The 17,251-nt window shown below is 72.5% G+C and carries 15 protein-coding genes, 2 tRNA genes and 1 pseudogene; 6 read left to right on the top strand and 12 right to left on the bottom strand.

The window, feature by feature from the left end; translation table 11 throughout:
- Positions 1–33 precede the first annotated feature (33 nt).
- The 4 genes from ACYVG5_RS10810 to ACYVG5_RS10795 all read right to left on the bottom strand — a co-directional run bounded on the left by ACYVG5_RS10810 (position 34) and on the right by ACYVG5_RS10795 (position 2,876).
- Entirely contained in the window at positions 34–1,317 is a 1,284-nt protein-coding gene (locus ACYVG5_RS10810) for a benzoate/H(+) symporter BenE family transporter (RefSeq protein ID WP_222047527.1), read from the bottom strand.
- Between the two features lie 53 nt (positions 1,318–1,370).
- Positions 1,371–1,443: transfer RNA gene (locus ACYVG5_RS10805), tRNA-Arg, on the bottom strand.
- A gap of 26 nt (positions 1,444–1,469) precedes the next feature.
- A tRNA-Ser gene (locus ACYVG5_RS10800) sits at positions 1,470–1,558 on the bottom strand.
- A 109-nt stretch (positions 1,559–1,667) separates the two neighbouring features.
- Positions 1,668–2,876 (bottom strand): MFS transporter, encoded by a 1,209-nt coding sequence (locus ACYVG5_RS10795; protein ID WP_222047530.1) that lies wholly within the window; start codon positions 2,874–2,876, stop codon positions 1,668–1,670.
- 102 nt (positions 2,877–2,978) lie between these two features.
- On the opposite strand from ACYVG5_RS10795, the gene ACYVG5_RS10790 reads away from it, so the two are divergent.
- The 6 genes from ACYVG5_RS10790 (at position 2,979) to ACYVG5_RS10765 (ending at position 7,312) form a co-directional block, all read left to right on the top strand.
- Positions 2,979–3,509, top strand: a complete 531-nt coding sequence (locus ACYVG5_RS10790; RefSeq protein WP_222047533.1) for a CGNR zinc finger domain-containing protein — start codon at positions 2,979–2,981, stop codon at positions 3,507–3,509.
- A gap of 192 nt (positions 3,510–3,701) precedes the next feature.
- A complete protein-coding gene (locus ACYVG5_RS10785; RefSeq protein ID WP_222047536.1) occupies positions 3,702–4,277 on the top strand; it encodes a DUF6318 family protein in 576 nt (191 codons plus the stop codon).
- 485 nt (positions 4,278–4,762) lie between these two features.
- Positions 4,763–5,188, top strand: a complete 426-nt coding sequence (locus tag ACYVG5_RS10780; RefSeq protein ID WP_246629976.1) for a hypothetical protein — start codon at positions 4,763–4,765, stop codon at positions 5,186–5,188.
- Between the two features lie 196 nt (positions 5,189–5,384).
- Positions 5,385–5,567: a hypothetical protein gene (locus tag ACYVG5_RS10775; RefSeq protein WP_222047539.1), complete on the top strand. Its 183-nt coding sequence runs from the start codon at positions 5,385–5,387 to the stop codon at positions 5,565–5,567.
- Positions 5,568–5,712: 145 nt separating this feature from the next.
- Positions 5,713–6,261 (top strand): DoxX family protein, encoded by a 549-nt coding sequence (locus tag ACYVG5_RS10770; protein ID WP_222047542.1) that lies wholly within the window; start codon positions 5,713–5,715, stop codon positions 6,259–6,261.
- A gap of 10 nt (positions 6,262–6,271) precedes the next feature.
- Entirely contained in the window at positions 6,272–7,312 is a 1,041-nt protein-coding gene (locus tag ACYVG5_RS10765; protein ID WP_222047545.1) for a PHP domain-containing protein, read from the top strand.
- A 26-nt stretch (positions 7,313–7,338) separates the two neighbouring features.
- On the opposite strand, the gene ACYVG5_RS10760 is transcribed toward ACYVG5_RS10765, so the two are convergent.
- The 8 genes and pseudogenes from ACYVG5_RS10760 to ACYVG5_RS10725 form a co-directional block, all read right to left on the bottom strand.
- On the bottom strand, positions 7,339–8,763 hold the full coding sequence (locus tag ACYVG5_RS10760; RefSeq protein ID WP_222047548.1) for an acyltransferase family protein: 1,425 nt from the start codon (positions 8,761–8,763) through the stop codon (positions 7,339–7,341).
- Positions 8,760–9,815, bottom strand: coding sequence for a glycosyl hydrolase family 18 protein (locus ACYVG5_RS10755; protein WP_222047551.1), 1,056 nt, complete (start codon positions 9,813–9,815; stop codon positions 8,760–8,762). The genes ACYVG5_RS10760 and ACYVG5_RS10755 overlap by 4 nt, the downstream gene beginning before the upstream one ends.
- Positions 9,812–12,187: pseudogene (locus ACYVG5_RS10750) on the bottom strand (bifunctional polysaccharide deacetylase/glycosyltransferase family 2 protein). The gene ACYVG5_RS10755 and the pseudogene ACYVG5_RS10750 overlap by 4 nt, the downstream one beginning before the upstream one ends.
- Positions 12,188–12,386: 199 nt before the next feature.
- Positions 12,387–13,790, bottom strand: coding sequence for a hypothetical protein (locus tag ACYVG5_RS10745; protein ID WP_222047557.1), 1,404 nt, complete (start codon positions 13,788–13,790; stop codon positions 12,387–12,389).
- Positions 13,791–13,927: 137 nt separating this feature from the next.
- Complete coding sequence (argB, locus tag ACYVG5_RS10740) at positions 13,928–14,998, bottom strand: acetylglutamate kinase (RefSeq protein WP_222047560.1); 1,071 nt, start codon at positions 14,996–14,998, stop codon at positions 13,928–13,930.
- Positions 14,995–15,744 (bottom strand): BPL-N domain-containing protein, encoded by a 750-nt coding sequence (locus ACYVG5_RS10735; protein ID WP_222047563.1) that lies wholly within the window; start codon positions 15,742–15,744, stop codon positions 14,995–14,997. Before ACYVG5_RS10735 ends, argB begins: the two co-directional genes overlap by 4 nt.
- A 4-nt stretch (positions 15,745–15,748) precedes the next feature.
- On the bottom strand, positions 15,749–17,050 hold the full coding sequence (locus ACYVG5_RS10730; RefSeq protein WP_222047565.1) for a heparan-alpha-glucosaminide N-acetyltransferase domain-containing protein: 1,302 nt from the start codon (positions 17,048–17,050) through the stop codon (positions 15,749–15,751).
- Positions 17,047–17,251, bottom strand: a 205-nt coding sequence (locus ACYVG5_RS10725) for a hypothetical protein (RefSeq protein WP_460683168.1), incomplete at its 5' end; no start/stop codon positions are given. The genes ACYVG5_RS10725 and ACYVG5_RS10730, both read right to left, overlap by 4 nt.

Below are 17,251 nucleotides of genomic sequence, written 5' to 3'. Positions count from 1 at the left end.
GATCGTCATGTGCCGCGGCCCGGCCGGGCGGCGTCACGGCGCGGTGAAGTCGGCGCGCTCGAGCAGCCAGGCGCCGGCGAGCCCGGCGACGAGGCCCCAGAGCGGCGATCCGATGTTGAGGAACGTCACGTCGGCGACGGTCACCACGAAGGTGATCAGCGCGCCGAGGGTGAAGCGGCTGCTGAACGCGATGACGAACGAGCTCTGCAGCACCCGCAGCATGGCCAGCCCACCCAGGGCGGCGATGAATGCGGTCGGGGTGCCGAGCATCAGGCCGGTGAACAGCGGCGCGAAGAGGCCGAAGATCATGGCGAGCAGCCCGCACACGATGCCCGCGGTGTAGTGGCGCGACCGCTCGCCCGACGCCGACAGCAACGCGTTCGTCGGCCCGGTGAGGCAGCTGGACACCGTGCCCACGGCGGCCGTGAGCAGCGACCAGCCGCCGCAGGCGATCGTGACCGCGTTCACCGGCGCCGCGTGTCCCGCGGCCCGCAGGACCGCCACTCCCTGGCCGTTCTGCACCACGAGCACGGTGACCGCCAGGGGAACGACCAGCTCCAGCAGGGCCTGCAACGACCACGCCGGTGCCGTGAGCACCGGGGCCGCGAACACGGGCCCCGCGCCGATGGGATCGAACCGCCCCGACAGGGCCACCGCGATCGCCCCCACTACCAGTGCGCCGACGACCGGCGGCAGCGCCCGGCCGAGCGCCGGCACGGCGCTCAGCAGCAGGAACGCGATCACCATCGGGGCGGCGACGGCCACGTCGTCGCGCAGCGAGTGCACCAGGTCGAGCCCGAACCGCAGGAAGACCCCGGCCACCATCGCCATGACGATGGGCATCGGGATCAGCGCCATGGCGCGGCGGACCCAGCCGGTCAGCCCGAGCGCCGCAATCAGCAGGCCGGTGGCGAAGAACGCGCCCACCACCTGCGGCCACGTCAGGTGACCGAGCGCCGGGCCGACCAGGACGGTGCCGGGGATCGTCCAGAAGAACGCCAGCGGCTGCCGGTAGAGCCAGCACGCCAGCACGGTGAGGACGCCGTTGAGGAAGAAGGCACCGAAGATCCACGACGCCAGCTGCTCCTGGGTCAACCCCCCGTCCGCGCCCACCGCCAGGATGACGGCGACCGGGCCGGTGGCGGCGAAGATCAAGCCGATGAACCCGTTGGCCGCGTAGAGGGTGCCCAGGTCCCGCACCAGCTGACGAGGCCCGACGAGGGGCCGAACCGGCCGCTCGATCAGCTGCGTGGGCACGGCGATCCCGGCCGCGTCCTGCTCCTGGGCCATGCCCACCCCGTTCCGCAGTGAGAACATCGCGGCCCCGCTCTCCGAGGAGGGCGGGGCCGCGGCGCTGTCTCAACCAGACGTGCGCCCGAAGGGATTCGAACCCCTAACCTTCTGATCCGTAGTCAGATGCTCTATCCGTTGAGCTACGGGCGCCTGGTGCTGCGTGTTCAGTTGTCGCGCGGAGGCTCCGGGATTTGAACCCGGGATGGGGATTAACCCAAACCGCATTAGCAGTGCGGCGCCATAGACCGGACTAGGCGAAGCCTCCCGAGGACCGGGTTACCCCGGAACCACCGAGGATGAAGGCTACCAGCGCCCCGGGGCGGCTCCCAACGGGGGGGCGGCGGGAGGAAGCCGTCCGTCGTCCCGACCGGGCGTCAGGCCGGGACGACGTCGCGCCGCGGCGCAACCGCGACCACCGGCCGGCGACCGGGCACGAGGGTCACCAGGACGGCCAGACCGGCGGCGACCGTGGCCAGCACCAGGGTGCCGGACACGCCCACGCGGGTCTCGACGAGCGCCCCGCCGATCGCCGCACCGACGGCGGAGGCGCCGAACGTCACCGTCGAGAGCCAGGTGAAGGCCTCGGTGGTGGCCGACGCCGGGGCGATCGAGCCGACCAGCGCGTTCTGCACGGTCAGGGTGGGGGCGATCGCCGTCCCGCCCAGGAAGAGCAAGACGCCGAGCACCCAGGGGCTCTGCACGGCCGCCAGCGGGGCGAGCCCGATCGTCACGCCGAGCAGGCACCAGCGGTACTGCCGGGGCAGCGTGGCGCTGATCATCCGGGCGCCGAACCACAGGCCGCCGGCCGTCGAGCCCAGCGACCAGACCGCGAGCAGGACGCCGGACATCCCGGGCGAGCCGGCGGCGTCCGCGAACGCCGGAACGGCGACCTCGAGTGCGCCGAAGCCGAGCATCAGCGCCGTGCCGCTGACCAGCACCCGGGGCATGCCACGCGCGGTGACGGTGGCGAGCAACGGGCGGGCGGGTGCGACGACGGGCACCCAGGCGCGCATCGGTGCGCTGGTGGTGATGCCGAGCGCACCGAGCATGCCCAGGACCGCGCCGGCGACGATGGCGGTGGCCGGGCCGGCGAGCAGCGCCAGGACGGCGACCGCGGTGGGGCCGGCGACGAAGACCAGCTCGGTGGCGGTGGCATCCAGGGCGTAGGCGGTGGGCCGCACCCGCGGATCGACCCGGGACCACAGCGCCCGGACGGTGCCGGACACCAGTGGCGTGCTGACCCCGGCGGTCGCCGCGACGCACAGGAGTGCCCACGTGGGCGCCCCGGCGAGGACGACGGCGAGCAGCGCGCCCAGCAGCACCGGGTAGGCGGCGGCCTGGGTGAGCAGGATGGGGCGCGGGCCGCGCCGGTCGGCCAGGCGGCCGAGGACGGGGGCGGTCAGCGCCGTGGCGATGCCGGTGGTGGCGGAGACGGCGCCGGCGATCGCGTAGGAACCGGTCTGCTGCTGCACCATGAGCAGCAGCGCGAGCGGGACCATGGCCGACGGCATCCGCCCGGCGAAGCCGGCGACGAGGAGCACCGGGGCGGACGGCAACCGCCACACGGGGAGGTACGAACGCATGGCGAACTCACTTCAGGACGAGCGAAGAGGAATCGTAGGGGGTCAACGGCGGTTGACCGCCTACACCTCGGGGAGACTACGGAGACAGGGGTAGGGAGTCAAATGAACTACGACACCTACGGGTCGACTGCGGTGGAACTGGCCATCGACCTGGCCAACGTCGACCGCGACGCTCCCGGCTGGGTGCCTGCGTTCCTGGACGCCCACGCCGAGTGGTTCACCGCGGGGACGGCGGTCACGTTGTCGGCGGACGACGGAACGCAGATCGAGCAGATCTCCGAGCTCGTCCGGGCCGTGGCGCTGGCCGACCGGGAGGACGAGGTGAAGGCCCAGCTCAACGCCCTCCTCGGCCTGGCCTCGCCGCGGCCCTACGCCACCGATCACGATGGCGACCTGCACCTGCACTACGCCCGCCCCGATGCCGGCGCTCTCGAGCAGCTGACGACGACGGTGGCGATGGGGTTGTCCCAGGTGGTGATCCAGCACGGCTGGCAGCGGCTGGGGGTCTGCTCGGCCGAGGGCTGCGGCAACGTCTACGTCGACACCTCGCGCAACGCCAGCCGCCGGTACTGCTCCAACACGTGCGCCAGCCGGTCGACGGTCGCCGCCTACCGGGCCCGCCAGCGCACCTGACCCCGCTCGCCGTGCTGCTCGAGCGCGCCGGCGCCGAGCCGGAGGGGCGCTTTCGAGGAAGCTTGTGCTCTGAGTACAGGGGGGACTCAGAGCACAAGCGTCCACAGGTGGTACTTCCGAGGGACGCCCGGGCCTGCTGAGCTGCGTACTCTCCGTCTTCCGGAACCGAGCGGGGACGACGGAGGATGACGCATGCGGCTGGCGCGGGGAGCTGCGGGGGCGCTGATCGCGCTGGCGGTGCTGACGGGGTGCTCGAGCAAGGCGCCGGCCAACGACACGCTGCCGAGCGCCGCGCCGACCTCCGCCGACGCGAGCGAGACGCTCCCACCCCTCGGCCCACCGGACTTCCCCATGCCCGCCGAGGCAAGAGCGCAGACGCCCGCCGGAGCCGAAGCCTTTCTGCGGTACTACATCGGGTTGTACAACGCAGCCCAAGAATCCATGGACACCCGGTACTTGAAGCAGTTCGGAAGGGCCTGCGACACCTGCATAGGATTGTCGAATCAACTCGAAGAGGACGCCAAGGCGGGTTACCGCTACCAGGGGGGAGATGTCATCGTAAACGGCATATCCCCGCCGTTAACGAGAAGGTCTGAGGCGGAAATTGCATTCAGTATCACTCAAGCCGCGTTGACGCTAACCACGGCAAGCGGCGAACCGGTCGAAGATCTAAGCTTCCCCGAGAAGAAGAACCCAGCTTGTGGCGCCATTTTATCCTGGTCTCCGACCACCTCATCATGGGCGATGACCCAATGGGACGTCGGCTAACGCGCGCACTCGCTGCGGTCACCGTTGTGATGGCAGCGTTGGTTGGGACGGTGTCGGTAGCTGGAGACGCTGCTGCTCAGCCGTGTCGAGGCCCGAACTGCTTCAGCACTGGCCTCGAGAGTGGACAAGCGTTCGTAGCGGCGAGCAGCGTTATCGGACCGATCGACAGCGGCATATACGTCGCCTCGAACATCCAAACCCCGATCGCAATCTACAGTTGGCGTCTTCGCACGCCTTGCCAAGTGGACGACGAAGCCCTTGGCGCTTGTACGCCCGGAGTGGTCGCGTGTCCCTCAATAGGTGGTCGGATCATCAACCGCTACGTCGTGCAGAGACAAAGACTCGTTCAGCCAGATGGCACAGCAGTCGACGGCATCACGCCTGAACCCGGATTGCCGCCCGGGAGCGGCTATGGCGCTTGGGCGACAGTCGCAACTGCCTGCGTCGACGTCACGGACCTCAACCCTCCGCCGTCCCCGGACGAGGTGTTCCGCTTCTTCCAGACCCTCCCGCTCCCCCAGTTGACCACCCGGCAGCAGCCGCCGGGCAACGGCCTGGTCGGCCTCCCGGTCATCTTCTTCACCGACAGCCCGACCACCCAGACCTTCACCGTCGACATCCGCGGCTTCGAGGTCGACATCCAGGCCCGGGCCGTCGAGTTCGCCTGGCACACCGGTGACGGCACCACCCTCACCACCCCCGACCCCGGCGCGCCCCATCCGAACGAGACGATCACGCACGACTACCGGGCCGGCACGTACACCGCCTCCCTCACCACCACCTGGGGCGGCACGTACTCGGTCGACGGGGGCGCGTCCGCCGACGTCCCGGGCACCACGACCACCGACGGCCCGCCCGCCACGTTCGCCGTCCTCCAGGCCCGCACCGTGTTGACCAACCCTTACGACTGACCGCCCCGAAACCGCGATTCCCTCGTCAGCTCTTCGCTCCGGACGCCGCACTCCCGCCCCTCCGGACGCATCCGGCACCGCCCGCACCACTGGTCGCCATCGAGTCCAACGCGACCAACGAAACGGCCGATGCTTCGTCAGCATCTGCCCGGGTAAGAGGGCCAGCGGACCAAGCGGTCCACGTTAGAAACAGGGAGTGATCGTCGTGGTGCTCGCCGTTACCTGGCTCGTCGTCGCGATGGGGGCTGCTCTCCTCCTGGGCGGCGCCATCCGGATCGCCGAGCGACGCGCACCGCTCACCGACCACCTCGCCGGCTTGCCGGCCGACCTCACCGTCGACGACGTGCTCGGCCGCCACCGCACCGTCCCCTCCCGCTGACCGCCACCCCGGAGACAGCCGGCAACGACCCCGCTTGACCAGGCGGGAAGCGCGGTACCTCACTACGGTCCGAAGGCAGAGGTTGCCCCGGCACACGCCCGGGCAGTGCACGTGCTGCTGACGCACCCGATGGAAGAGGTCTCCCATGTTGGTCCGCCGGATCGCCCGGCCGTTGCTCGCGTCGTCGTTCATCTACGGAGGCATCCAAACCCTCCGGAACCCGCAGAGCCGCGTGCCCGGCGCCACCCCCATCGTCGAACAGCTCACCGAGGTCGCCGACAAGCAGCTGCCCGTCCAGGTACCCAGGGACGTCGAGCAGTGGGTCAAGATCAACGCGGGCCTGCAGGTCGGCGCCGGCGCCCTGCTGGCCCTCGGCAGGTTCCCGCGCTTCTCCGCCCTGGCCCTGGCCACCTCCCTCGTTCCCACGACGCTGGCCGGCCACCGCTTCTGGGAGCACGAGGACCCGAAGGAGCGCTTCGGCCAGTCCGCCAACTTCGCGAAGAACACCAGCATGCTGGGCGGCCTGCTCATCGCCGCCGTCGACACCGAGGGCCGGCCGTCGGTCGGCTGGTTGACCCGCAAGACCGCCGGCCGGGCCGCCGCCGCGGCCGAGGCCAGCTACGAGCGCGCCTCCAAGAAGGCCGCGAAGGCCCAGAAGAGGGCCGCCAAGCAGGTCAAGAGGGTCACGCACTGACCCCAGCACGATGAGCACCGCACCGCTGCCGCCCGCCGGCGCGCTCCGGAGGATCGCCTTCCTCCTGGAGCGCGCCCGCGAGCCGTCGTACCGGGTGCAGGCCTTCCGGACGGCGGCCACCGTCGTCGCCGCCCTGGACGACGCCGAACTCGACCGGCGGGTGCGCACTCGAACGCTCAAGGACCTCAAGGGCATCGGCACCAAGACCGCCGCCGTCGTCCTCGAGGCGCACCGCGGCGAGGTCCCGGCCTACCTGCAGGCGCTCGAGGAGCAGTACGCGGAGCTGGCCCCGCTCGCCGACGACGCCGCCGCGCTGCGTGCCGCGCTCAAGGGCGACCTGCACGCCCACTCCGACTGGTCCGACGGCGGCAGCCCCATCCGGGACATGGCCGAGGCCGCGATCGGCATCGGCCACGAGTACCTGGCCCTCACCGACCACTCCCCCCGGCTCACCGTCGCCAACGGCCTCACCGCCGCCCGGCTGGAACGCCAGCTCGACGAGGTCGCCGCGCTGAACCAGGAGCTCGCCCCGTTCCGGATCCTCACCGGCATCGAGTGCGACATCAACGTCGACGGCTCGCTCGACCAGGCCGACGAGCTCCTCGGCCGGCTGGACGTCGTCGTGGCCAGCGTGCACTCCGAGCTCCGCGCGCCCCGCCCGCAGATGACCGAGCGGATGCTCGCCGCCGTCGCCAACCCGCACACCGACGTCCTGGGGCACTGCACCGGCCGGCTGGTCATCGGCCGGCAGCAACGCAACGGCACCCAGCGGCCCCGGCCGGAGAGCGACTTCGACGCCGAGGCCGTCTTCACCGCCTGCGTCGAGCACGGAACGGCGGTGGAGATCAACTCCCGCCCCGAGCGGCTCGACCCGCCGCGCCGGCTGCTCACCCTGGCCGAGGAGCTGGGCTGCGAGTTCGCCATCGACACCGACGCCCACGCCCCCGGCCAGCTCGACTGGCAGGACGCCGGCTGCGTCCGCGCCGTGGAGTGCGGAGTGCCGGCCGACCGGGTGATCAACACCAGGACGGCGGACGTCCTGCTGCGCTGATCGACCACGGTCGGCCGGCACCTACCTCACTGCGCGTCCGAGCCCGGGCTGCCCTTCCGGGCAAGGGCACGGGCAGTGGCCCCGTCGCCGCGCGGAACGATCGGCGACGGGTCGGGATCGCTGACCTCCGCGTCCTCCCGACCGGGCCGGGCACCCGCGAGCGCCTGCGCCTGCTCCGGGGTGACGTCGTCGACGACGAAGTTCGCCCGCACCGCCGGCCGCTCGTCGAGGACGACGGTGGAGCCGCTGATCGCCACCTGCGCGGCCCGGTCGGGGTCGACCACGAAGTTGCCGTACGGCGACCGTGACCCCTCGGCCACGAACGACCGCTGCGGGCGCGCACCGTCCCCGGCCGGCACCGGCTGCTCGCGAAGGACAGCGACCGGCGTGACCCGGACCCAGGGCAGCAGCCGGGCCCCGCGGCCGGCGGCGACGTCCTCGACCCAGCCGACGAGCAGCACGGCCACGAAGATCAGCGCCCAGGTCGCGGCGAACTGCAGCGCCATCCCCTGCCCGTCGTCGGTGTGGTACCGGGCCAGCGGGGTGCGCGCCAGCACGTACGGCGCGAGGAAGATCGCGAAGTTGCCCCACAGGTAGATCGTCATCGCCCGGCTGTTGAACAGCGAGACGATCGCGTCCAGGGTGGGCAGCCGGCCGAGCCAGTCCATCCGCGTGTAGAGGCGCAGCAGGATCAGCACGGTGCCGGTGAAGTACAGCATCGCGGCCATCGGGTTGTCGTCGACGTTCCACGAGCCGTACCGCTCCTGCTGGGACAGCGCGAACCACAGCCCGCCGGCCATCAGGGCCAGCCCGGCCAGGATCGTGCTGCCCAGCGGGAGGTCGCGGATCTTGCCGTCGTGGTGGGCGAAGCCCAGCATCCAGCAGATCCCGTAGATGCACAGCGAGGCGATGATGTCCCAGTACGGGTCGGGGAAGTCGACCAGCCCGAGGGTCATCAGCGGCAGCACCAGCGCCGGCACCGCCATCGTGCGCAGCGGCCACCGGCGGAACAGCCACAGCAGCGCCGGGCTGATCAGCAGGAACCACAGGTACGTGCGGATGTACCACAGCGGCAGCACCCAGTCCGACCCCAGATCGGACGCCGGCGGGTCGGCCAGCGGGAAGATCCACAGCCAGGCGTTGCGCCAAGTGAGGTCCGCGGTGCCGTACTCGTCGCCCGCCGTCCAGCCGGCCGCGAGCATGAACACCAGGACCGTGGCGCCGAACACCCAGAACGGCGGGAGCAGCCGGCGCAGCCGCTTGCGCCAGAAGTCCCGCGAGCTGACGGCGCGGTCCAGCGACGACGTCACCAGCGCGCCACCGAGGGCGAACATGATGCCGATCGACGGGAAGATCGCGGGCAGCCACACCCAGCCGAAGGTGTGGAAGGTGACGACCCGGATGAGGGCGAGCGCCCGCAGCAGGTCGATGTAGCGGTCCCTGGTCCTCATGCGGCGCTCCCTCGTGTGGCCGCGGCCACTGATGTCCACAGCTCGGGGTCCTCGCCGCCGAGGGCCCAGATGGCCACTCCGCGGAGCTCGGCGTCGATCGCCAGCTGCTGCTTGGCAGCCAGCGAGCGGGCGTCCTCGTACCAGACGGTGTGCTGCACGCCGTCCTGTTCGTAGCTGAAGGTCCAGCTGGCCGACCGGGGAACCCACTCGGGCGTGGCGCCGACCCTGCGGGCCAGCTCCACGGCGTCGGTCGCCTGCAGGGTCGTGCCCTGCTGCCCCACCCAGTCGTAGCCGTAGGTGGCCAGGCCGAGCATCAGCTTCTCCGCCGGCACCCGCTGCGTCGCGTACGTGATGACGCCGCGCACCCACTCCAGCGGCGCGACCGGCCCGGCCTCGCTGGTCGACCAGGAGTGGTCGTAGGTCATGACCCGCACCTCGTCGGCGATCTGCCCGAGCACCTGGTAGCTGTAGGCCAGCCCCCACTCGTCCTGGTCGTTCACGCGGGCCGGCACGGCCACGGTCAGCCGCATGCCCTCGGCGTGCAGGTCGTCGGCCAGCTGGTCCAGGAAGTCGGTGAACACCGGGCCGGCCGTGGGCGGCAGGGCCTCGTAGTCGATGTCCAGCCCGTCCCACTCGTGCTGCACGGCGGTCCGGACGAGCTCCCTGCGGTGCGCGTCGGCCTTCCCCGGGTCGGCGAGCACCTCGGCCACCAGGCCGCCCTGCCAGCCACCGTCCAGGTAGTTCTGCACGGTCGGGATCACCCGCACGTCCGGGCGCTCCAGCAGCGCCTGCACCTCCGGAGCCGGCTGCTGCACCGCCACCCCGCCGTCCGCGGTGAAGGACGCCAGCGTCGGGCTCACCTCGGTGACCCCGGCGTCCAGCGCCGGGGGCAGCGAGCCTCCGGCCCGGGGGTCGGCCGTGGGCAGCCAGGCCGCCGCGACCAGGGTGTGCGGGCCGGGGAGGACGACCGGTCGCAGGACGACGATGCCCGCCGCCACGCCGAGGACGGCGACGACCGCCGCCGCCCACAGCGCCACTGATCTCCGGCTCATGCGCGCACCGCCACGGGCTGGACGGCGTCCGGCTCGGCCGGGAGCGGCCGGACCTCGTTCGGCTGCGTGGCGACCTCGTCCATGTGGGCGGTGCGGGCCAGCTTGTTCCAGCCCAGCCGCACGCCGCGCAGCGCGGTGCCCAGCGAGGCGTAGAGCAGGTAGGCCCGCAGCGGCTCGTAGATGAGCCGGTAGAGCGGCACCATCAGCAGGTGCGTCGGGCGCTCCTTCATCAGGTACAGCGCCACCGCGGCCATCACCCCGTAGATCGCGGAGAACAGGCCGAAGTACAGCAGCACGTGGGCCAGGCCCTGCGTGGCCAGCATCTGCGCGACGACGATGAAGATGAACGGGGTGAACACCAGCGGCACCAGCACGGTGATCAGCGCCATCGGCATGATCAGCATGCCCAGCCAGCCGTACCGGGGCCGCAGGATCATGTTCCGGTGCCGCCAGACCGCCTGGAGGGTGCCGAACATCCACCGGACCCGCTGCTTGAGCAGCGCGTCCACCGTCTCCGGCGCCTCGGTGTAGGCCACCGCGTCGTCGGCCTGCTCCACCCGCCAGCCGTACTGGTGCAGCATCAGGGTCAGGTCGCAGTCCTCGGCGAGCGTGGCGTCGCTGTACCCGCCGGCCTGCAGGACGGCGCTCTTCCGCCAGGCCGCGCAGGCCCCGGGGATGACCATCACCGCGTTGAGCAGCGCGGACGCCGAGCGCTCCACCCCGATCTGGGTGATGTACTCCAGCGCCTACCACCGGGTGATGACGTTGCGCGAGTAGTTGCCGACCTTGATCACCCCGGCGACGGCGCCGACCCGCGGGGAGCGGAAGCCGGCCATCAGGTGGCCGACGGTCTCCTGGGTGAACAGGGTGTCGGCGTCCAGGGTGACGACGAAGGGCTGGGTCACGGCCCCGAAGCCACGGTTCAGCGCGGCCCACTTGCCGGCGTTCGCCTGGGTGATCAGCCGGACGCGGCTGTCCCGGGCCGCCAGGTCGCGCACCATCGCGGCGGTTCCGTCGGTGCTGCCGTCGTCGACCACGATGACCTCGCGCACCGGGTACTTCGACGCGAGCACGTACTCGACGGTGCGGGTGATCACCAGTTCCTCGTTGAAGGCGGCGATCAGCACCGACACACCCGGCCGGGCGGTGGACGGCGCGGCCGCCGTCCGGCGGCGCACCACCCAGGCGCGGACCAGGGCGAGCACGGTGTTGAACAGGCCGAGCCCCAGCATGGTGACCAGGGCGAGGACGAACAGGCCCTGCAGCAGACCGCCGGGCAGGACGAACAGCACCTGGGCCACGTGCAGCGCGGTGCGGTCCCAGATGGTCACGTCGGCGGTGCCGGTGCCCGCCTCGATGTCCGGGTTCACCTGGGCCATCGTGTGGAAGGTGTAGCCGGCCTCGCGGGCCTCGCCGATCAGCTTCTCGACGTAGTCGAGGGTGATCTGCCGGTCGGCGCCGCCACCGTCGTGCAGCAGCATGGTGATGTTCTCCCCGCTGCTGAGGTCGGGCAGCGGGATCTCCCCCTCCTTCTCGCCGCTGGCGTAGGCCCAGTCCAGGGTGTCGAAGTCGTGCGAGGCCACCACGTAGCCGAGCTGCTGGGCGCGGAGGATGCCCGGGATGTCGCCCTGGATCGACTCGACGTCGTCACCCTCGTAGGGCAGCCGGAAGTAGGAGGCGTACTCGCCCGTCTGCGCGCGCATGATCCGGTCGGCGAGCGCCAGCTCGGCTTCCTGGCGGAACCCCGTCGCGGTGTTGATGTCGACGTGCGTGGTGGTGTGGTTCCCCAGCGCGAAGCCCTCGCGCAGGAGCCGCTTCATGATCTCGGGGTTCTTGGCCATCTGCTCGCCGGTCACGAAGAACGTGGCCGGCACCTGGTACTCGCTGAGCAGGTCGAGCAGCTTCGGGGTCCAGTACGGGTCGGGCCCGTCGTCGAAGGTCATCGAGATGGTCCTGGTCGCGGCGGCGCTGTAGCCGTAGCGCTGGACGACGTACTCGGCGCCGTCGGTCGCGTCGACGTCCTGCGGCGACAGCTCGGCGAGGATCTCGCCGTCGAACGGGTCCTGGCCGTAGACGACGCCGGCGGCCGGGACCAGCCGGAGGACGCGGGTCAGCGGGCCGTCGCCGATGACGGGGGCGGTGCCCACCTCGTCCGCGGTCGGCCCGTCGAGCGCCGGCCGGCCCTCGAGGGCGGGGGACGTGGTGATCCGGGGGATGGCGATCGCGACGAAGGCGATGGCGAAGGCCAGCAGCGTGAGCAGGAGCGCGCGGATGACCTTCCAGCGCCGCCCGGAGGGGTTGAGGAAGACCGGGCGGTCGGGGTGGACGCGGCGGCGCACGGTGGCACCGCGGTCACGGACGGAGCGGAACATCGAGGGGGGCCCTCCTCGGGCGTGCACAGGGCGGCACGGTGGAAAGACGGGTCAAGGTCTTGGGGGATCGAGGAACGGGCCCGACGAGGGGCCGGCCGCGATCAGGCCGACGGGCAGCAACGCAGCGGCCGCAGCGGGCCGGGCCGGCGTGCACCGGGGCGTGCCTGCACGAAGGCAGGCGGGAAGAGAGCCCGCAGGCTCAGCCGGGGCTGGACCCCGGAACGGCGGCGCGGAGGACGACCGGAGCGACCGTGTGCAGGACGACGGCGCCCGCGGGGTTCGCGTCGCTGGACGCCGCGGCGAGGGGGTGCACCGCCCACGGGAGACCCTGCGCGCCACCGCCGCCACCCGTGCCGGGGCCGGCCTGGGACGACGTGGGGCAGGCGCCACCGGACACCGGCGCGGCGGGTGCCGACGCGGGCATCGGGGTGGGGCCGAGCGGGGCCGGCACGGGGGCCGGCGCCTGGACCGGCGCGGAGGCGATGGCCTGGGCAGCGGCCGCGGTGCGCGACGGCGTCGCGGTCTGGACCTGGGCGCTGCGCGGTCGGGCGTGCGTGGCCGGGGTCGACCCGACCGCGACACGGGCGACCGAGGAGGCGGTGGTGATGTCCGCGCGCCCCGCGCACAGCGCCGACGGCGCGACCGCGTCGGCCGGCCGGGCCGGGGCCTGGGCCGTCTCGTCGGCGGTGGTGGTTCCGCTGCGGAGGCCTGTCGCGCTGCGGAGGTCAGCCGTGGTGGGCCCGAGGGAGAGGGCGGGCCCGGCCGCACCGGCCGCCGGCGGGGCGTCGGCGGCGGCGTCGGGCTGCTCGGCGGCGTCGGACGGCTCGGCGGCGCCGGCCGGCGACTGCTCCGCCGGGTCCTGCTTCACCGGGTCCTGCTCCGCCGCGACGCCGGCCACGGGGCCGGCCACGGGGCCCTCGACCACGACGGGCTCCACCACGACCGGCTCCACCACGACCGGCTCCACCACGACCGGCTCCACCACGACGGGGGCTTCGGGGGTGGGCGGCGGCACGGGCAGCGCCGGAACGGCCGGCGGCCCGCCGGCGTCGGGGAGCTGGGGGGTCTCGTTCCCGGGAGCTGCGTCCTCGGCGGCCGGGTCGCCCGCGGGGGCGTCACTCGGCGCGGGGACATCACCGGCGTCGCTCGGCGCCGGTCGGCCGGCGTCGGCGCCGGGGTCCACCGCCGGACCGGGCGCGCCGCCGGGGGCCGGAGCCGGAGGCTGCGCCGGCTGCGGCTCGATGGAGGAGGGAGACGAGGGCGCCGGGCGATCGACGGGAACGCCCTCGCCGACAGCCTCGGGGTCACCGACTGTGACGTCGACGGGTCCGAAAGATCCCGGAACTGCGGGCTCGCCGACCGCGACGCCGGCCGGAACGGGGGAACTGTCGGTGAGGACGCCGGCGAGTCCGTCGACCGGGGCCGGCAGCGAGGCGCTCCGGTCGGCTGACGAAACCTCCTGCGCAACGGCGGTGTCCGCGGCTGCGGCGGCGACCACGCCGGCCCCCAGGAAGAGGAACGCGCACGTGACCAGCCGCCGGCGCCAGTTCCGGCCGAGCACGGTCAGTGACTGACCGTTTCGCTCCGCACCGACGCTGCTCACTCGGGCGAGGCTAAGGCCGGAGATCATCAGTCACCAAGTGTTACCCCGGTGGGATGGAGCTCACCCGCGACACCCCGCACCGGCTTCGCGTGGAGTGCCCCCGGTGTCACTCAGTGTGGCCATTTTCCCGGGCGTGATCACGGCCCGGTAACGGCGGCAGGCTGCCGGCGGTGTCCCAGCACGACCTCCCTGTTCCCGGTCGGAGCCGGCTGGGCGGCGTCGACCGCCGGGAGGACCATCGTCCCGGTGCCTTCGGTGGTGAACGTCTCCAGCAGCAGTGCATGCGGCAGCCGCCCGTCGATCACCGTTGCCCGGGACACCCCGCCGTCGACCGCCCGGAGGCAGGCCGCCATCTTCGGGATCATCCCGGCCTGCAAGGTGGGCAGGACCTCGGCCAACTCCCGGGTGTCGATCTTCTGGACGAGGGATTCCCGGTTCGGCCAGTCGGCGTACAGCCCCTCGACATCGGTCAGGACGACGAGCTTCGCCGCCCCCAGCGCCACGGCGAGCGCGGCGGCGGCGGTGTCGGCATTGAGGTTGTGCACCGTGCCCGCGGCGTCCGGGGCGACCGTGGCGACCACCGGGATGTGGCCGGCCTCGATCAGCGCGGTCACCGGGGCCGGGTCGACCATCGCGACGTCGCCGACCAGGCCGACGTCGACCGGCTCGCCGTCGACGATGGCGTGGGTGCGTTCAGCGGTGAACAGCCCGCCGTCCTCCCCCGACAGCCCGACCGCCAGTGGACCGTGCTGGTTGATCAGCCCGACCACCTCCGGCCCGACCTGGCCGGTGAGCACCATCCGGACGACGTCGATCGCCTCCGGGCTGGTGACCCGCAGCCCGCCGCGGAACTCGCTGGCGATGCCGAGCCGGCCCAGCATGCGGCTGATCTGCGGCCCGCCGCCGTGCACCACGACGGGGTAGATCCCGCAGGTGCGCAGGAAGACCATGTCCTCGGCGAACGCGGCCCGGCACTCCTGGTCGACCATCGCGTGCCCGCCGTACTTCACGACGATCACCCGGCCGTGGAACTCCCGGAGCCAGGGCAGCGCGCCGGTCAGCACGGCGGCCTTGGCCTGGTCGCCGGCAGGATCGTGCCTCCGCATGACCCGGGTGCCGCCCACCGTCCGGACCGCACGGACCTCGTTGGGCGGCAGGCCGGTCAGCGTGGGAGCCGAGACGACTGAGGAATCAGTAGCGGTGCTCATGTGAAGTTTCCGCCTTTTCCGCTCGATGTGGATGTCCGGGACGAAGTGCTCGGGAAAGTGGCTCGAGGTGTGCCCCGGCCGGCGACCATGACGCGGTCGAGCAGGTGCTGGGTGAGGTCGCCGGTGGAGTCGGCGGGTACGGGCAGCCCGCTGTCGCTGTACCAGTCGGCCGTCGCTTCGGGATGTGGCCCGACGACGCCGACCGCGCCGTGGCCGAAGGGGGCGACCACCGCCGCGGGCAGGCCGTTGTCGTAGGTCGCCAGGATCTCGGCCGGCCCCCGGCCGGCGTCCAGGTCGAACCACGGGCCGTCCTGGAAGTACACCTGCCGGCGGCGCCCGGCCCAGGTGAGGGTCACGACGTCGTCGTCGGCGTGGTCCGGCCGGGCGCCGGGAGAGGAGATGAACCGGTCGGTGTCGCCGGGTAGCAGGCCGAACCCGGGGGTCTCGCCGGCCAGGTAGCCCCCGAGGCAGAAGCCCAGGTAGCGGCCGCCGGATCCGACGAAGTCGCGGATCGCGGGCGCGTCGCCCTTGAGCTTGCGGTACGCCCGCTTGAGGGTGCCGCCGCCGGGCTGGGCGTAGAGCACCGCGCGCGCCAGCACCTCGGGCCCCAGCTGCAGGGTCTCTTTCGGCCCGACGTAGCGGACGTCGAGGTTCCAGCGGCTGCGTGCCAGCGCACCGGCGACGGCCTCCGGGCAGCCCGGTACGGACGCCGGGCCCCGGTAGACCAGTGCCAGGCCCCCCGGCATCGCGTCAGCTCCGGCCGGCGCCATTGCGCTCCTTCGCGGGCGCTGCGCCCAGGACCTTGCGGCGGGCGGCGCCGGCTGCTTGGGCGACGATCTCCTCGAACGGGCCGCGGGTGTGGGTTCTGCTCCAGGCCAGGGCGAAGGCGATCAGGACGGCGGTCTGGATCAGGAAGCCGGTCAGGTTTCCGGGCATGACCGGCCAGCTGAGCATGAGCAGGTGGGCGCAGTAGAGGGTGAGGGTCATGCTGCCGGCGGCGGCCAGCGGCCGGAGCACGGTGGTGGTGGTGCGGCCGATGAGGATGCAGACGCCCAGCACGGCGAGCCCCACGCCGATCGTGTACGCCAGGTCCAACGGGGTGCTGGAGTGCGGGGCCATCGTCGCCAGCCACCACGAGGTGTCGGTCGCGGTCGTCCCATTCCACCCGGAGGTCATGACGTCGGCGTAGGCCTTGGGCGTCATCGTCTGCAGCGCGGCCTCCTCGAGCCGGCCGCGGCCGCCGAGCACGTCGAGCAGCAGCCAGGACACCGCGGTGGAGGCGGCGGCCAGGGCGGCCCCGATGATCGTGATCAGCACGACGGTGCGCCGCGACGAGAGCACGGAGCGCCCGACCGCCAGGCCGACGCACAGGTACGCCATCCAGGGCAGCGCCGGGTACTGCCCGGTCAGCGCCAGTTCCGCGATCGCCTGCACCGGGTGGTCGGCCAGGTCGGTGAACGTCATGTTGGGCACGATCACCGTCTCCGTGCCGAGCCGAAGCACGTGGCTGAGCACCGGCACCGCAACCGTGATCGCCGCGGCCAGCCCGATCAGGGCGCGGATGGGCAGTGCCAGCAGCGGGATGGCCAGCACGAACAGCAGCGCGTAGTAGGGCAGGATCACCCCGGCGTAGTCGGTGGGCACCAGGTAGCCGATGGTGAGCCCGACCGCGCCGATGAGCAGCCCGCGGACGGCCAGCGAGGCCGCGTTGGCGGTCCAGGTGCGGCCGGTGGGGCGCCGGCGGCCGCCGCTGGCGAAGGCGATGCCGACCCCGGCGAGCAGGGCGAACAGCGCCGCGGACTTGCCCGCCGACAGCGTCCAGGCCAGCGACGCCGTCCCGTCGGCATCGGTGGCCTCGATGTTGTGCACCGCGACCATGCCCAGCAGCGCGATGCCGCGGGCGGCGTCGATACCGACCAGCCGGGGCTTGGACCGCTGGGCCGGGGCGGTGCTGGGCGGGGTGCCGGCGACGTCCCCCGAGGGAGTGGGGTCGCAGTCGTGGCTGAGCGCGGCGGCCCTGGCCGGGGTGGCCTGCGGTTCGGCGGCGGTCATCGCCGGTCGGCTGTGGGGAGGGTCCGGCCGTGGCGGTCGACCGGGGCTGGTGTGGTGGGTGGGCGGTTGACCTTCTGGGCGGGGATGCCGCACCAGGTGGTTGCGGTGGGGAGTACTTCGCCCTTCATGACCAGGCTCATGGCCAGCAGGGTGGCGTCTTCTTCGATGAGGGAGTCGTAGAGGACGACGGCTTTGGCGCCG

It is taken from the genome of Modestobacter lapidis (assembly GCF_054780755.1).
Note: the sequence above shows the minus strand (reverse complement) of the source record. Positions and strands in the feature narration are given on the sequence as shown.

Coding starts and splice junctions, on each gene's coding strand:
- ACYVG5_RS10730 (WP_222047565.1), bottom strand. CDS start 17,050: ATGACCGCCGCCGAACCGCAGGCCACCCCGGCCAGGGCCGCCGCGCTC.
- argB (WP_222047560.1), bottom strand. CDS start 14,998: ATGAGCACCGCTACTGATTCCTCAGTCGTCTCGGCTCCCACGCTGACC.
- ACYVG5_RS10785 (WP_222047536.1), top strand. CDS start 3,702: ATGCGGCTGGCGCGGGGAGCTGCGGGGGCGCTGATCGCGCTGGCGGTG.
- ACYVG5_RS10770 (WP_222047542.1), top strand. CDS start 5,713: ATGTTGGTCCGCCGGATCGCCCGGCCGTTGCTCGCGTCGTCGTTCATC.
- ACYVG5_RS10760 (WP_222047548.1), bottom strand. CDS start 8,763: ATGAGGACCAGGGACCGCTACATCGACCTGCTGCGGGCGCTCGCCCTC.
- ACYVG5_RS10795 (WP_222047530.1), bottom strand. CDS start 2,876: ATGCGTTCGTACCTCCCCGTGTGGCGGTTGCCGTCCGCCCCGGTGCTC.
- ACYVG5_RS10765 (WP_222047545.1), top strand. CDS start 6,272: ATGAGCACCGCACCGCTGCCGCCCGCCGGCGCGCTCCGGAGGATCGCC.
- ACYVG5_RS10755 (WP_222047551.1), bottom strand. CDS start 9,815: ATGAGCCGGAGATCAGTGGCGCTGTGGGCGGCGGCGGTCGTCGCCGTC.
- ACYVG5_RS10790 (WP_222047533.1), top strand. CDS start 2,979: ATGAACTACGACACCTACGGGTCGACTGCGGTGGAACTGGCCATCGAC.
- ACYVG5_RS10735 (WP_222047563.1), bottom strand. CDS start 15,744: ATGCCGGGGGGCCTGGCACTGGTCTACCGGGGCCCGGCGTCCGTACCG.
- ACYVG5_RS10810 (WP_222047527.1), bottom strand. CDS start 1,317: ATGTTCTCACTGCGGAACGGGGTGGGCATGGCCCAGGAGCAGGACGCG.